Here is a 14,632-nt window from a genome sequence, read left to right on the forward strand (position 1 = left end):
CTGTTTATAACAGCCAATATTGATGTTGCTTATTATAACGCTTTGAATGAAATATCGGGTAAAATCACCTCGCTTTGCCAGTAGAGTTCGCTGGCAATCTGTCCGGCTATTTGTTGGTAAAGCTGGCTAAATTCGCTGTCGGGATGACTGATAACCGTTGGTTGACCGGTATCGAGATCCTGACGTAGCATTTTATGTAGTGGTATTTGCCCTAACAATTTAGTGTGATATTGCTGCGCTAACTGCTTAGCTCCCCCTTCACCAAAAATAGCTTCGTGATGCCCGCAGTTCTCGCAGATGTGGTAACTCATATTTTCAACAATACCCAGTGTTGGCACATTGACTTTATTAAACATAGCGATCCCTTTTTTAGCATCAATTAAGGCGATATCTTGTGGGGTGGTGACAATCACCGCGGCGGTTACCGGGATACTTTGCGCCAACGTTAGCTGAATATCGCCGGTTCCCGGTGGCATATCAATCACTAAATAATCAAGTTCCGGCCAAAGGGTATCTTGTAGTATTTGCAACAGCGCTTTACTAGCCATAGGTCCTCGCCAAACCATAGCGCCGTCGGCTTCAACCAGATAGCCGATCGAGTTGCTGGCAAGCCCATGTGCCATAATTGGCGACATATGCTTATTATCCGGCGTCAAGGGCTGTGCGTTTTGAGTGCCTAACATGGTCGGGATAGACGGACCATAAATATCAGCATCTAAAATCCCCACTTTTGCTCCCTGCGTTTGTAAAGCCAGTGCTAGATTAATTGCGGTTGAGGATTTACCCACGCCGCCTTTACCGGAACTAATGGCAATGATGTTTTTAATATTTTTGATCGCATGTTGGTTGTTTGCTCGTTTTAAGGTGGCGATATTATAGTCAATCTGCCATTTAACCTCGTTAACACCATCAAGTTTTAGGAGCATTGGCGTTGTTTGGTGTTTTAGTGCGTCAAAAGCCGTTTGCCAGGCAAACGGTAAAGTTAAATGAATCAATAAAACCTGATTATCAATTTCACAACGTTTTATGGCGCCAAGTTCAATCAAATTTTTAGATAAAGTAGGATGAGTAAAATTCTCTAGAATTTTTTTTGCTTCCATGGTTATTAGCCTTAACTTTTATTAACGAGTTTTATACTCATAGTGCATCAAATAGATATGATTATCGATATTGTGTTAGGTTGTTATTGGTCAGAGTGATTCTTCTCTCTGATAAAATGATAACGATTCTGTGCACAATATCGCTCAAAGTCTATAAAGAATTTTTATCAAATTATGGCATAAATCTGGCGATAATCCCACGATTGATGTACTATTTCCGCCATTATGTAATAAAAGGTATTAATTCGATATGACAACTCAACGCAAAATATTGGTAACTTGTGCGCTTCCTTATGCAAATGGTGCAATTCACTTAGGTCATATGCTCGAACATATTCAAGCAGATGTATGGGTACGCTATCAACGTATGCGTGGCAATGAGATCTATTTTATTTGCGCTGATGATGCTCATGGTACGCCAATTATGCTCAAAGCGCAGCAATTAGGCATCACCCCGGAACAGATGATAGATGAAGTTAAAATTGAGCATCAACGTGATTTTGCCGGTTTCAATATTAGTTATGATAATTACCACTCAACCCATAGCCCCGAAAATCGTGAAATATCTGAAAAGATCTACAAACGATTAAAGGCTAATGGCTATATTAAAACCAAAGTGATATCACAGCTATTTGATCCCGAAAAAAAGATGTTTTTACCGGATCGTTTTGTTAAAGGGACTTGCCCTCGTTGTAAATCACCAGACCAATATGGCGATAACTGTGAAGTTTGTGGTGCAACTTATAATCCGATTGATTTAATTAATCCGCAATCGGTGGTATCGGGTGCAACGCCGATCATGAAAGATTCAGAGCACTTCTTTTTTGACTTGCCTGCGTTTTCCGATATGTTACAAGCGTGGATCCGATCAGGAACATTGCAAGATCAAGTTGCCAATAAAATGCAGGAGTGGTTCGAAGCAGGCTTACAACCATGGGATATTAGCCGTGATGCGCCATATTTTGGTTTTGAAATTCCCGATGCACCGGGCAAATATTTTTATGTTTGGTTAGATGCGCCAATCGGTTATATGGGGTCTTTCCTTAATTACTGTAATAAACACAATAAACCGATTTTTGATCAATTTTGGAATAAAGATTCAACCACTGAACTTTATCATTTTATTGGTAAAGATATTGTCTACTTCCATAGCCTGTTTTGGCCGGCAATGTTAGACGGTAGCGAACATCGTAAACCTTCTAATATTTTTGTGCATGGTTATGTCACTGTCGACGGGGCGAAGATGTCAAAATCACGTGGCACCTTTATTCAAGCAAGTACCTATTTGAAACATTTAGATCCGGATTGTTTGCGTTACTATTATGCAGCCAAACTCTCGCCACATATCGATGATATCGATTTAAATTTAGAAGATTTTGTTCAACGGGTGAATAGTGATTTAGTTAATAAAGTAGTGAATATTGCTTCCCGTTCGGCTGGCTTTATCAGTAAACGTTTTGGCGGTAAATTATCCGACAATCTTGCAGAGCCGGAACTTTATGCTTTATTTGTTGAAAAATCAAAAATAATTGCTGATTATTTTGAACAACGTGAATCGGGTAAAGCGATTCGTGAAATTATGGCGTTGGCTGATGAAGCGAATCGCTATATCGATGAAAAAGCGCCATGGGTTGTGGCTAAACAAGAGGGACAAGATCAAGCATTACAAGATATTTGTTCTATGGGCATTCATCTTTTCCGCATTTTAATGACCTATTTAAAACCTGTCGTGCCGTCATTAGCGCAGCGCAGTGAGGCGTTTTTAAACAGCCAATTAACCTGGGACACGATTGATAAACCATTACCCGGGCACACGATTAACCAATTTAAAGCCCTGCTTAACCGTATTGATATGGATAAAATTACTGCTATGATTGAAGAAACTAAACAACAAGCCGCTTTAACAACCCCTGCCAAAGAAAAAGTTGCAGAGCCAATTGCTGACACTATCAATTTTGATGACTTTGCCAAAGTTGATATGCGAGTTGCGTTAATCAAAAATGCAACGGTGGTTGAAGGATCGGACAAGTTATTGCAGTTAACACTGGATATTGGTGATGAGACTCGCAACGTATTTTCCGGTATCAAACAGTTCTATCCTGATCCTGCAGTTTTAGTGGGTAAATTAACTATTATGATCGCTAACTTAGCGCCTCGTAAAATGCGCTTTGGTATTTCAGAAGGTATGGTACTTTGTGCAAGCGGTAAAGATGATAGTGAAGGTGTTTACCTATTATCGCCAGATAGCGGGGCAAAACCGGGCATGCGAATTTCGTAATCGGTTTTCCTCTAAATTATTGACATCTTAACAAGTTAAACACTTGTTAAGATGTATTTAAGATGATATTTGAATATAAAACTGGCTTTCGTGTTTAGCTAATTTGGTCAGTTTCATTAGAGATGTTGACTTAACCCGCTATCATGCAACCACTTTTGCGTTTGACGTCCAGCACGAATAAAGCCCCGTTCAACATCTCATTCAAACACCATGATAGTCTCATCGGGGGCAATAATTGTCCAGAAGTAAAGAACGGTGTTTAGATCACGGTATTTTACTTTCACACCGGTTAAACTCACTTTTTTCCCTCAACGATAATCTCTTCATCATGGGTATCTATCCAATTATTCTTATCGTTTTTTAGTCAATCCGGAGCATCAGTCAAGAAAGCTGAGCGTTATTGCTAATGCTTTATCTTTGCTTACTTGTGCTTTAGTGGATTGCTTTTGAGCAAAAAACCTCAACGATTATAGAGTGATATAAGATGTTATTCATTCACCTCTTTTGGTTTTCTGCAGGATTAGCGGAATAAGGCAAAATATTATCTTTTAGTGTAAATGAAAAATCTTTAGTGCTTATTTCACCTATGATTTTGTCACTTTCATATAGTGCAATTAAAAATTCGGCCATTTGAGTTGCGCTATGGTATTGGTTGAAACTTTTATCATAGTCATATTCGGTGACATTATTGGCTTTTTGCCCAAACTCCGTTTGCGTTGCCGCGGGTGCCAATACTTTTGCGGTTAATTTGGCATTAGCCTGTTTTAATTCCTGCGCTAATCCTTCGGTAAAAGCGCTTACATAAAATTTAGTTGCGCAATAGGTTACCGCATTAGGCACAATGGTATATCCACCTCTTGAAGAAATATTTATAAGTTGTGCGCCAGATTGGTTTTGATATTTCTGAACATAAAGCGTTGATAAAATGGTTAATGCTTCAATATTTAAATGAAGCATGGTTTGTATTTTGGTTAAATCCTGATCCTGTACACTACCGTAATGACCAAAACCGGCATTGTTTATCCATGTTTCTATATTATAGCTCTCAAGCTCGGCAAAAAGCGTATATACACCTGCTGCTTGGGATAAATCACACACTTTGATAACAATATCAAGATTGGGATTTAATGCGGCAATTTTTTGTTTTAATGATTGCAATTGCGCTTCTCTTCTGGCAATTAAGATAAGGTTTTTATTGCGCTTAGCAAATTCAATTGCGGTTGCATAACCAATACCTGAGCTGGCGCCGGTTATCGCTGTGTATTTTTTATCATGATTATCCATTTTAGCTCCTTTTATTTTTTTACACGATGATTATTAGGTTAGTTTTTCCATGAGTTATGGGGTAATTGTTGGTCTATTGATGTGTTGGTTAATGCGTCAATTAACTGGCTTCGATTCAGATAGACGCAATAAGCGGGCTTAGCTCGCTCAAATCGCCAGCTTTGAGCTAAATTGCCAACATCAACATAATCATATCCAATGTGCTTAAGTAAGTTGAAAATTTGCTGTTTGCTTGCCATGTCATTACCTGCGACCGGAAGCGCTCGTCGATTAGTTTTGTCATGCGGTTTGGCATCTTTTACGATATCTTTGGCTAAAATAGCATTAAACGCTTTTACTATTTTAGATTGATTAAGGTGCTGTGCGATAAGTTCACTGGTGGTGATTTGATGATTGTCTAATTGCTGAAAATTTCCGTCCCTATCCGGGTAGTAATTCATTGTGTCGATAATTATTTTGCCACCTAATAGGTCTACTGGTAACTGTTGGTAATTAGCCAGTGGAATAGCGACTAATATCATATCACTAAAAGCGATAGCTTCTTGCTGATTGCCGATTTGGCAACCTAATTGGCTTGCCACACTATAGAGTGTTTTTTTATCCCTTGAATTGCTTATCATCACTTGATATCCAGCTTGTAAAAATAATTTAGCACAAGCTTGACCAATAAATCCTGTGCCGATAATCCCTATCTTTTTCATATGACTATTTCCTTACTTAATAAATTCGTTTTATTATCTTTATAAAATAAAGGATAATAAATGGTATAAAAATTAATTGATTAACAACTGAGGGTTGATTATTTGGATCTGCTAAAATGTATGGAAGCATTTGTCTTGGCTGTGAAGACCGGATCTTTTGTGGCTACGTCGGTTTCATTAAATACCTCTCCACAAATGGTGACCAAATATATCGCTTTTTTAGAGAAGCATTTAGGCTTAAAACTTCTTAATCGAACAACACGTTCACAACATCTTACTGAGTTTGGCAAACAGTATTATCAACGCTGCTTGTTAATTCTATCTGAAATAAATGAGACTAAAATATTAGCCCAACAGTTTATTGACGAACCAAACGGGCGATTAAGGATAAGTGCTCCGGTTAGCTTTGGACACTATAATTTGATTCCGGTAATTAGCCGTTTTATGAAACGCTATCCTAAAATTAATATCGATCTTCAATTAAATGATCGTTATGTTGATATGGTAAAAGAAGATTTTGATATGGTGTTTCGTATTGGACAGTTAAATGATTCTGGTTTGATAGGGCGAAAACTCAATGACTATCAACTTATTTTTGCCGCTTCCCCCGCTTATTTGGCGCAAAATGGTATTCCTGCGGTACCGGAAGAGATAAAACATCACCAGTGTTTGATCTATCAGTATGTTAATCGAAGTAAAAACGATTACGTTTGGCCATTTACGGTAAATGGCAAGGTTATTAATATCTCGATATCCGGCTCCTTACAAACCAATGATACTGCTGCTTTAGCGGTTGCTGCTGTTGAGGGGGTAGGGATAACAATGTTACCGCAATCGATGTTAGCGGAGTCTATCAAACAAAATAAGCTATTACCGATATTACAAAACTTTTTACCACCGGCTAGACCGGTGCATATGCTTTATACTGCCGATAGGCAGCGGTTACCTAAAATGAAGATGTTTATTGAATTTGTGGTTAATGCGATGTCTTAATTTGATAACGATGTGAAAATCAAAGTTTATTGGTGATGTAACTGAGAAATGACTGGGTAGGCTATTTTTAAATAAATAAGGCGATAATAAAATCGCCTTTTTATATGGATATCGTTATATCATCTATTATTTTATTGTGGCTAATGTGCTCACTTCTTTACCTAACATATTGTTAAGGTAAACTAAATCATCAGCCGTTAAGGTACCAACAGCGTATTTTAACTGTAATAAACTGATTAAGTAGTTATATTTAGCATCCGATAAATTGCGTTTAGAGCTGTAAAGCTGAGTGGTGGCATTTAATACGTCCACAACAGTTCGCATACCTACATCATAGCCTGTAGTTGTTGCTTCTAACGAAGTTTGAGCTGATACAACTGCTTGTTGATAAGCTTTGATTGCGCTGATTGATGATGAAATATTATTGTACGATGAACGAACTTGATTATTCACGCTGCGATTAGTGCTCTCTAATTTTTCGCTAAAGCTGACATAGTTATGTTGTGCCTGATTGACTTTAGATTGAGTCGCACCACCGGAGAAGATAGGGAGGTTAACACTTACCCCAACATAATTACTACCTGAATAAGTTTTGCCATGACCGCCGTTTGCCGCATAATTATTACCATATCTATCGGTTTTATTAAGATTGGTTGAAGCATCTAAACTTGCAGTTGGTAAATGTCCGGCTTGTGATAGTTTAATCTGATCACGGGCGATTTCTTGGTTTAATTTCATTGTTAACAAATTGAGATTTGATTGCTCAGATTGTTTTACTAAAAGATTCACTTGAGCTGGCATTTCAGTTTTGAAATTTTTAGTATCAATGCTAGCTAAATTAGAGTAAAAACGTCCACTGACCTGACGTAAATTTTCAATAGCATTATTTAAATCATTTAAAGCGCTAACTTCTTGAGCGACAGTTGAGTCGTAGTTAGCTTTTGCATTTTCAATATCAACAGGCGCTTTTATACCCGCGTTAACTTGTTGACGAGTTTGTTCTAATTGACGACCAATAGCCTTTTTCTGCGCTTCAATAAAACTTAGTGCATCAAGTGATTTAAGCACATTAAAATAAGCAACCGATGTATTTAAAATTAAGGTTTGACCTTGATATTGATAAGCAATATCAGCAATAGTCGCTTGTTTTTTAGTAATATCTAAAGCTTTCCAATTGGAGAAATTAAAAATACTTTGTGATAGTGAAACTTGGTATAAGTTACCACTTTTTTGTTTTACACCGCTAGTATCTCTGCGACCATGGGTCACACCGTAAGAAGCATTTAAACCAATTTGTGGTAATAAACTTGCGCGAGAGCCAGAAATTGCTGAATATGCTTTATCTCTTTCAGCAAGAGAGCTCCGTAGATCCGGATTGGTTTGTTTTGCTTGTTCATAAACTTGAATTAAATTTTCAGCAAAGACAGATTGGCTTAATGCTAAGCCGATTAAAAAGGTTAAAGTTTTTTTCATCAATCTTCTCTTTAAAAGCATTAAAATATAATATTATTTTCAATTGCATAATTTTAACAGATAATTAGCATATAGTAAGTATTCAAGTTTGTTATTCGCACTTTTTATTAAAATTTAGCTTAAAATTGGGATTTGATATGAAATTTAAAAACACGCCAGTAGAGTTTGGTAAAAAAGATGTCTTTAATTTAACCAAAAAAGTGTTGTATAAAGGTTTTTTTTCGTTACTTGAATATCGTTTTAAATATCGAAAATTTGACGGTTCAATTAGCCAAGAGGTAACGCGTGAAATTTTGGAGCGTGGGCATGCGGTGGTATTATTGGCTTTTGATGCAAAACGTGATGAAGTGGTACTTATTGAACAGATTCGAATTGCAGCCATTGAAACGCAAGATAGCCCATGGATACTTGAGTTGATTGCAGGTATGATGGATCACGAAAATGAGTCTTTTGAACAAGTCGCGCGGCGTGAGGCTATGGAAGAAGCCGGAATAAGTATCGGTCGATGTAAACCCATTATCAGTTATTTAGCTTCACCGGGCGGATTAACCGAGCAACTGCATATTCTAGTCGGTGAAGTCGATGCATCGACCGCAAAAGGCGTGCATGGACTAGCGGACGAGAACGAAGATATTAAGGTTCATGTGGTTAGCCGTGAACAAGCGTATGATTGGGTGGAGAAGGGTATAATTAATAATGCCGCATCGATTATTGCTCTTCAGTGGTTACAATTAAATCATATAAAGTTAGAGAATGAATGGAAATAGTTTATTTTCACGAACATTACTATTTTATTTCTTTCATAAAAATGTGATCTACTTTACAATTTAATATAACGCTATGATTTAAAATAAAAATTGCAGCAATAGTTACAATGATATTTCATCTGCCAACATTATTGAGCATAATTATAGACTTATAAATTATTGAGGTAAATTTTGGAGTCACATTTGAAGCTTCAAGTAAGTAGAAAAAATTACGGAAAAATTTTGCATATTACCGATACTCATCTTTTTTCGGATGAGGAGGGTTGCCTACTTGGCATAAACTCAAACAAAAGTTTTTTATCGGTCATCGACGAAATTAAAAAAAGTAAGAAAAAGTTTGATTTGATTGTGGCTACTGGTGATTTTGTACAAGATGGCTCCCAAAAAGCTTACGCTCGTTTTGCTGAGCAAATAATTAAGTTTAATACTCCATGTGTTTGGTTAGCCGGAAATCATGATAATTATACTTTTATGCAAGATGTGTTTGCCCATTATCAGCTTGCCGATAACAAAATTGTTTTGTTTGGCGACAAGTGGCTTATTGTTTTATTAAATAGTCAAGTTGTGGGTCATGCTCATGGTTTTTTACCTGAGTCAGAACTGACATTTTTACAACATGCTTTGTTGCAGCACGCTGACAGACATGCCTTGGTCTTTTTGCATCATCATCCGATTCAGTCCGGTTGTCATTGGCTCGATCAACATACTTTAAAAAATAGTGAAGCGCTGGAGAAAATTATTCAGCGCCATACTCAGATAAAGGCAGTAGGTTGGGGACATATTCATCAACAGCAAGATCATCGTTGGCACCACTGTTTAGCGTTTTCAACGCCGTCGACCTGTTTTCAATTTAAACCGGCTTGTTATGATTTTCAATTATCGAATGACGATGCGCCTGGCTGGCGAGAAATAACGTTACACCTTGACGGTAGTCTCACAACCGAAGTTTATCGATTAGCCAATAATCCATTTGCCCCCGATTTGTCACAAAATGGCTATTAATCCTAGCTGTTATCGATGAAATATCATCTTTTACCTATTTTAGATAATAAGTGATTTTGATTGCGTTGTTTTATAACAACGGGGCGAAGAAGTAAAATAGCCGTTCAAATACATGTTGCCAAAATGGGCGTTTTTTCCATTCTTCAACATTAACTTCTTCTGATTGAGATAAATATTGTTGTAATAGCAACGATAAGGACTTAGCAAATTCAGCATCGTCAATAACCGTTGTAATTTCAAAGTTAAGCCATAAACTCCGCATATCTAAGTTTACGGTACCGACTAAACTCAATTGGTTGTCGATTAAAACGCTTTTCGTGTGTAGCAAATTATCATTGAATTGATAAAGTTTAACACCGCCGTCTAATAATTCAGAAAAGAAAGCCCGGCTGGCCCATTTTACCATTAGTGAATCATTTTTCTTCGGAATGATAATAATCACTTCCACGCCACGCTGTGCAGCAGTACACACTGCATGCAAGATATCATCACTTGGGACTAAGTAAGGCGTTGTGAAAATTATCTGTTCTTGTGCAGAATAGATAGCGGTAAGTAGTACTTGGTGGATCATATTTTCCATATAACCCGGACCAGAAGCAATAAGCTGCATAATGTGCTTTTTCTCTTCCGGTGGTTCGGCAAAATCGGTAATTTTTGGTAAAGCAAGGTAATCGCCGGTTTCAAGTTCCCAATCACTGGCATAAATAGCGCCCATTAAGGTTGTGACAGGTCCTCGCATTCTTACCATAACATCAACCCATTCCCCAACATGCTTATTTTGTTTGAAGAATCTTGGATCGACAATATTCATACTGCCGGTATAAGAGATGTAATTATCAATGATGGCGACTTTTCGGTGTTGACGTAAATCAAGTCGTCTGAACATGAATCTTAGTAGGTTTACTTTCAGAGCTTCAACAATAATAATGCCAGCTTCACGCATCCTTTTGCTGGCATCTGTCCTAAAAAAGTGTCGGCTACCGGCTGAATCGAGCATCAAACGGCATACTACCCCACGTTTGGTTGCTTGAATTAATGCCGCTTCAACATCATCGGCTCTTCCACCTTCATTCCAGATATAAAAGACCATTTCAATATTAGAGGTAGCTTGATTAATATCTTCGATAAGGCGATCAAAAATGGCATCGGTATCGCTCAATAGTTCTATATGATTGCCATTAATTCCTTCAAGTCCGGTTTGATGTTTGCAAAGTTGAAAAATTGGTTTACTGACTTGACTGACATTGCCAGTGAAAATGCCTTGCAATTCACTAATCTTATTAATAAAGTTAGCAATGGTTGGGCGCATTTTTTGCGCTCGTTTGACCCGTTGCTGCCCTAGATGCGCTTCACCGAGCGCAAAATAGAGAATGACGCCCAGAATAGGTAAGATATAGATAACTAACATCCATGCAACGACATACGTCGTCGGTCTACGTTTAAAGACGATACGTAATGTTGTCGCAACAATTATCAACCAATAACCAAGTAAGATCATTGTGCTAATTAATGCATGAAATGAAGTAAATTGCATAGTTGTTAACTGTGACTCAAGTTTAATTTGCTAATCGGATCTTTGTTACAGTCATAATGCTGAAATATTTCAGGCAATGGTTTTGGGTTGTTGTGTTTATCTACTGACACATAAGTGAATGTTGCATCAGTAATACAAAATCGCTGCGTTGCATCATCAGAATCGGTCAGTTTTTTTATCCAAACTTCAATTGCGATGGTAATTGACGTTTTCCCCGTTTTAAGGCAACGAGCATAACAGCAAACCACATCCCCAACCATAGCGGGTTTATGAAAAGTGATACTACTAGCATTAACTGTAACAACTCTTCTTTTGGCTATCTCTTTGGCTAAAATACCGCCAGCAAGATCCATTTGCGACATTATCCACCCCCCGAAAATATGACCATGAGGGTTTGTATCAGCAGGCATTGCAAGGGTTCTTAGAACTAGTTGTCCATTAGGTTTGGTTGCGTCTTGTTTCATTTGTACGTACTCCTGCTAATAACTTTTACTCACTATCTGCATTTTTATTCATATTTTTATAAATGTAAATACCTGAAATTAAGGATAAGAGTAATGATGCGCCGGGTAAGACAAATACTTTAAAAATCCAGAAGACATAATCTGTCGCATAGTAAGTTGCTACTAAGCTTATGATACCGAAAACTACAAAAAAGCTTATCCATAATAAATTTAGTCTATTCCAAATATGGTTATCGAGTTGTAACTCTTTACCTAACATTTTTTGCAATAGATTTTTTTTGAAAAAATATTGGCTAACTAGTAGTGCTGATGCGAATAAAAAGTTGATGATTGTCACTTTCCACTTAATGATATTTGGCTCTCGGGTAAAGAGCGTAAAACCACCAAAAACCATAACCATTAAATAAGAGATAAGTTCAATTTTATCAATTTTTCTATACATCATCAGTATGGTAAGAAAACTTACCGTTGAAGCGATCATCAAAGCTTGAACGCCGACGAAAATATCATATATCGATAAAAAAATAAAAAAGATAACTAGCGGTATAAAATTGAGAAGTTGTTTCATTATGTTAATTAACCTAACAGAGAAATCACGATATTTATATAAATAAAAAGCCTATTAAAATAGGCTTATTTTTTTTGATGAAGTTCAGGGTGTGCTTTACAATTACCAGATTGACAGTGACCATAAAGATATAAACTGTGGAAAGTTAATTTAACACCATATTGTTCAGCTATCTCTTTTTGTCTTTTATTGATAATCTCATCACGAAATTCAAATACTTCACCACAATCGAGACAAATTAAATGATCATGATGTTGTTGTGTTGCAAGCTCAAAAACTGCTCTTCCGCCTTCGAAGTTATGGCGAGTTACGATCCCGGCATCATCAAACTGATTTAATACACGGTAAACGGTCGCAAGCCCGATTTCTTCACCCATATCCAGTAACTTTTTATAAAGATCTTCAACCGTGATATGTTGGCATGAAGGATCACGTAATAATTCTAAAATTTTTAATCGCGGTAACGTAACCTTTAAACCTGCGCTTTTTAACGCAGCATTATTATCATTATCATGATTTGTCATATTACATTCCAGTTTTGTTAATTAAAGGGACACATTATAAGTATATGTACAGGAAATAAAAGAAATCATTGCAATAGATTAAATATTCATTTCAGTTTTAACTTGATTTACCCAATTATTAATACGGTCTTGAGTTAATTCTGGTTGACGATCTTCATCGATAGCTAACCCTATAAAGTGGTTATCATCAACAAGACTTTTAGACGCTTCAAAACTGTAGCCTTCAGTAGGCCAGTGACCGACAATTTTAGCTTCTTTCGGTTCAATAACATCACGGATAGTACCCATTGCATCACAGAAATATTCGGCGTAATCTTCTTGATCACCACAACCAAAGATAGCAACAGTTTTACCCTTAAAATCAATTTGTTCTAAACTCGGAAAAAAATCATCCCAATCAGCTTGTGACTCACCATAGTACCAAGTCGGGATGCCAAAAAATAGATAATCGTATTTTTCAATATGTTCTTTAGTGGTTTTTGCAATATCGAAAAGATCTGCGTTATCACTACCTAATATTTCTTGAATTCGCTGAGCTACCTTTTCTGTATTGCCAGTATCACTACCAAAAAAAATACCAACTTTTGCCATATTTTTACCTTTACTTTTATTACGCTATGAAAATATGCTTTTGAGTATATCATTGTCACTTCTTATCAGCAATAATTCTCAATTACAATAAACAAGAGTTATTATTTACTACACAATTTATTCATCTTGGATTAGAATTATTACAATTTTATATCAATCTAAGTTGCGGAATTTATTTATGAACTTGCATGAGTATCAATCCAAACATCTTTTTAAACAATACAATTTACCTGTACCTGAAGGGTACGTTTGTAACTCAATTGATGAAATTCAAGATACATTAGCTGAATTGTCATCACAAACGCAGAAAGGTGCTTGGGTGGCTAAATGTCAGGTTCATGCCGGGGGAAGAGGTAAATCCGGTGGCGTAATATGTACCGAAGATTTTAACCAAATCAGAATTTTTGCTGAAAAATGGTTAGGCCAACATCTGGTAACTTATCAAACAACCGCAAAAGGGCAACCGGTAAATAAAATCTTAATTGAAAAAGCGTCTGAAATTGTGAAAGAACTCTATTTAGGTGCCGTTATTGATCGTAGTACCAAACGAGTTGTGATTATGGCATCAACTGAAGGCGGGGTTGATATTGAAAGTGTTGCTGAAAAATCTCCTCATTTAATTCATAAAGTCTCCCTCGATCCACTCACTGGCGCAAACGCTTTTCAAGGTCGTGAGTTGGCTTTTAAATTGGGCTTAAGCGGTAAACTTATTAACCAATTTGCTAAACTTTTTGTCAATTTTGCTAATCTATTTTTAGAAAATGATGTTTCACTGGCCGAAGTTAATCCGCTGGTGATTACTGGTTGTGAGCAGTTAATCTGTTTAGATGCTAAAGTGGTCTTAGATGATAATGCTATGTACAGACACCCCGATTTAAGCATTTTACGTGATACGACTCAAGAAGATGAACGTGAATCGATTGCGGCAAAGCAAGGCATTAGCTATGTATCACTTGACGGCAATATTGGCTGTATGGTGAACGGTGCGGGTTTGGCAATGGCGACTATGGACATGATCAAACTGTATGGCGGTGCACCGGCTAATTTTCTTGATGTTGGTGGCGGCACCACTAAAGAGCGTGTTGCTGAAGCCTTTAAACTGATTTTATCTGACCAAAATGTGAAGGCTATTTTAGTCAATATTTTTGGTGGTATTGTTCGTTGTGATTTAATTGCTGACGGTATTATCAGTGCAATTAAAGAAATTGGTCTGACTGTTCCTGTTGTTGTTCGGCTTGAGGGTAATAATGCGCAGCTTGCCAGAGAGATTTTAGCTGATAGCAAATTAAATGTTATTACCGCAGAAAGCTTAACCGATGCGGCACAAAAAATCGTGACGGTTGCACAATAAAG

14 protein-coding genes are annotated in these 14,632 nt (G+C 37.0%); 5 read left to right on the top strand and 9 right to left on the bottom strand.

Annotated elements, in window-relative coordinates; all coding sequences use genetic code 11:
* Window positions 1–32 precede the first annotated feature (32 nt).
* The gene (gene apbC / locus J3U74_RS01205; protein ID WP_267329588.1) at window positions 33–1,100 is read right to left on the bottom strand and encodes an iron-sulfur cluster carrier protein ApbC; all 1,068 of its coding nucleotides are present in this window, start codon (window positions 1,098–1,100) and stop codon (window positions 33–35) included.
* 250 nt (window positions 1,101–1,350) lie between these two features.
* Here apbC and metG point away from each other — a divergent pair, with 250 nt between their 5' ends.
* Window positions 1,351–3,378, top strand: a complete 2,028-nt coding sequence (gene metG, locus J3U74_RS01210; protein WP_267329587.1) for a methionine--tRNA ligase — start codon at window positions 1,351–1,353, stop codon at window positions 3,376–3,378.
* A 495-nt stretch (window positions 3,379–3,873) separates the two neighbouring features.
* Here the strand turns inward: metG and J3U74_RS01215 are convergent, their stop codons facing one another.
* Entirely contained in the window at window positions 3,874–4,662 is a 789-nt protein-coding gene (locus J3U74_RS01215) for an SDR family NAD(P)-dependent oxidoreductase (RefSeq protein WP_267329586.1), read from the bottom strand.
* A 38-nt stretch (window positions 4,663–4,700) separates the two neighbouring features.
* Complete coding sequence (locus tag J3U74_RS01220) at window positions 4,701–5,363, bottom strand: NADPH-dependent F420 reductase (RefSeq protein WP_267329585.1); 663 nt, start codon at window positions 5,361–5,363, stop codon at window positions 4,701–4,703.
* 120 nt (window positions 5,364–5,483) lie between these two features.
* Between J3U74_RS01220 and J3U74_RS01225 the strand changes: the two genes are divergently transcribed.
* The gene (locus tag J3U74_RS01225) at window positions 5,484–6,356 is read left to right on the top strand and encodes a LysR substrate-binding domain-containing protein (RefSeq protein ID WP_220217933.1); all 873 of its coding nucleotides are present in this window, start codon (window positions 5,484–5,486) and stop codon (window positions 6,354–6,356) included.
* Window positions 6,357–6,482: 126 nt separating this feature from the next.
* Here the strand turns inward: J3U74_RS01225 and tolC are convergent, their stop codons facing one another.
* Window positions 6,483–7,829, bottom strand: coding sequence for an outer membrane channel protein TolC (tolC, locus tag J3U74_RS01230; protein ID WP_220217932.1), 1,347 nt, complete (start codon window positions 7,827–7,829; stop codon window positions 6,483–6,485).
* A gap of 137 nt (window positions 7,830–7,966) precedes the next feature.
* On the opposite strand from tolC, the gene nudF reads away from it, so the two are divergent.
* Window positions 7,967–8,596 (top strand): ADP-ribose diphosphatase, encoded by a 630-nt coding sequence (gene nudF / locus J3U74_RS01235; protein ID WP_267329584.1) that lies wholly within the window; start codon window positions 7,967–7,969, stop codon window positions 8,594–8,596.
* Between the two features lie 183 nt (window positions 8,597–8,779).
* A complete protein-coding gene (gene cpdA, locus J3U74_RS01240) occupies window positions 8,780–9,598 on the top strand; it encodes a 3',5'-cyclic-AMP phosphodiesterase (protein WP_267329583.1) in 819 nt (272 codons plus the stop codon).
* A gap of 70 nt (window positions 9,599–9,668) precedes the next feature.
* On the opposite strand, the gene cls is transcribed toward cpdA, so the two are convergent.
* The 5 genes from cls to fldA all read right to left on the bottom strand — a co-directional run bounded on the left by cls (window position 9,669) and on the right by fldA (window position 13,279).
* On the bottom strand, window positions 9,669–11,132 hold the full coding sequence (gene cls / locus J3U74_RS01245; RefSeq protein WP_267329582.1) for a cardiolipin synthase: 1,464 nt from the start codon (window positions 11,130–11,132) through the stop codon (window positions 9,669–9,671).
* 5 nt (window positions 11,133–11,137) lie between these two features.
* Window positions 11,138–11,596 carry an acyl-CoA thioester hydrolase YciA gene (yciA, locus tag J3U74_RS01250; protein WP_267329581.1) on the bottom strand — a complete coding sequence of 153 codons (459 nt, stop codon included), beginning with the start codon at window positions 11,594–11,596 and terminating at the stop codon, window positions 11,138–11,140.
* 25 nt (window positions 11,597–11,621) lie between these two features.
* Window positions 11,622–12,164 (bottom strand): inner membrane-spanning protein YciB, encoded by a 543-nt coding sequence (locus J3U74_RS01255; RefSeq protein WP_267329580.1) that lies wholly within the window; start codon window positions 12,162–12,164, stop codon window positions 11,622–11,624.
* 65 nt (window positions 12,165–12,229) lie between these two features.
* Window positions 12,230–12,688: a ferric iron uptake transcriptional regulator gene (fur, locus tag J3U74_RS01260; RefSeq protein ID WP_220217926.1), complete on the bottom strand. Its 459-nt coding sequence runs from the start codon at window positions 12,686–12,688 to the stop codon at window positions 12,230–12,232.
* A 78-nt stretch (window positions 12,689–12,766) separates the two neighbouring features.
* Window positions 12,767–13,279, bottom strand: a complete 513-nt coding sequence (fldA, locus tag J3U74_RS01265) for a flavodoxin FldA (protein ID WP_220217925.1) — start codon at window positions 13,277–13,279, stop codon at window positions 12,767–12,769.
* A gap of 178 nt (window positions 13,280–13,457) precedes the next feature.
* Between fldA and sucC the strand changes: the two genes are divergently transcribed.
* Complete coding sequence (gene sucC, locus J3U74_RS01270) at window positions 13,458–14,630, top strand: ADP-forming succinate--CoA ligase subunit beta (RefSeq protein ID WP_267329579.1); 1,173 nt, start codon at window positions 13,458–13,460, stop codon at window positions 14,628–14,630.
* The last annotated feature ends 2 nt before the right edge of the window (window positions 14,631–14,632 follow it).

The sequence above is a fragment of the Gilliamella sp. B3892 genome (assembly GCF_026536305.1).
Classification (GTDB): Bacteria; Pseudomonadota; Gammaproteobacteria; order Enterobacterales; family Orbaceae; genus Gilliamella.

Coding starts and splice junctions, on each gene's coding strand:
- J3U74_RS01215 (WP_267329586.1), bottom strand. CDS start 4,662: ATGGATAATCATGATAAAAAATACACAGCGATAACCGGCGCCAGCTCA.
- apbC (WP_267329588.1), bottom strand. CDS start 1,100: ATGGAAGCAAAAAAAATTCTAGAGAATTTTACTCATCCTACTTTATCT.
- fldA (WP_220217925.1), bottom strand. CDS start 13,279: ATGGCAAAAGTTGGTATTTTTTTTGGTAGTGATACTGGCAATACAGAA.
- fur (WP_220217926.1), bottom strand. CDS start 12,688: ATGACAAATCATGATAATGATAATAATGCTGCGTTAAAAAGCGCAGGT.
- metG (WP_267329587.1), top strand. CDS start 1,351: ATGACAACTCAACGCAAAATATTGGTAACTTGTGCGCTTCCTTATGCA.
- J3U74_RS01220 (WP_267329585.1), bottom strand. CDS start 5,363: ATGAAAAAGATAGGGATTATCGGCACAGGATTTATTGGTCAAGCTTGT.
- J3U74_RS01225 (WP_220217933.1), top strand. CDS start 5,484: ATGGAAGCATTTGTCTTGGCTGTGAAGACCGGATCTTTTGTGGCTACG.
- cls (WP_267329582.1), bottom strand. CDS start 11,132: ATGCAATTTACTTCATTTCATGCATTAATTAGCACAATGATCTTACTT.
- nudF (WP_267329584.1), top strand. CDS start 7,967: ATGAAATTTAAAAACACGCCAGTAGAGTTTGGTAAAAAAGATGTCTTT.
- sucC (WP_267329579.1), top strand. CDS start 13,458: ATGAACTTGCATGAGTATCAATCCAAACATCTTTTTAAACAATACAAT.
- tolC (WP_220217932.1), bottom strand. CDS start 7,829: ATGAAAAAAACTTTAACCTTTTTAATCGGCTTAGCATTAAGCCAATCT.
- yciA (WP_267329581.1), bottom strand. CDS start 11,596: ATGAAACAAGACGCAACCAAACCTAATGGACAACTAGTTCTAAGAACC.
- J3U74_RS01255 (WP_267329580.1), bottom strand. CDS start 12,164: ATGAAACAACTTCTCAATTTTATACCGCTAGTTATCTTTTTTATTTTT.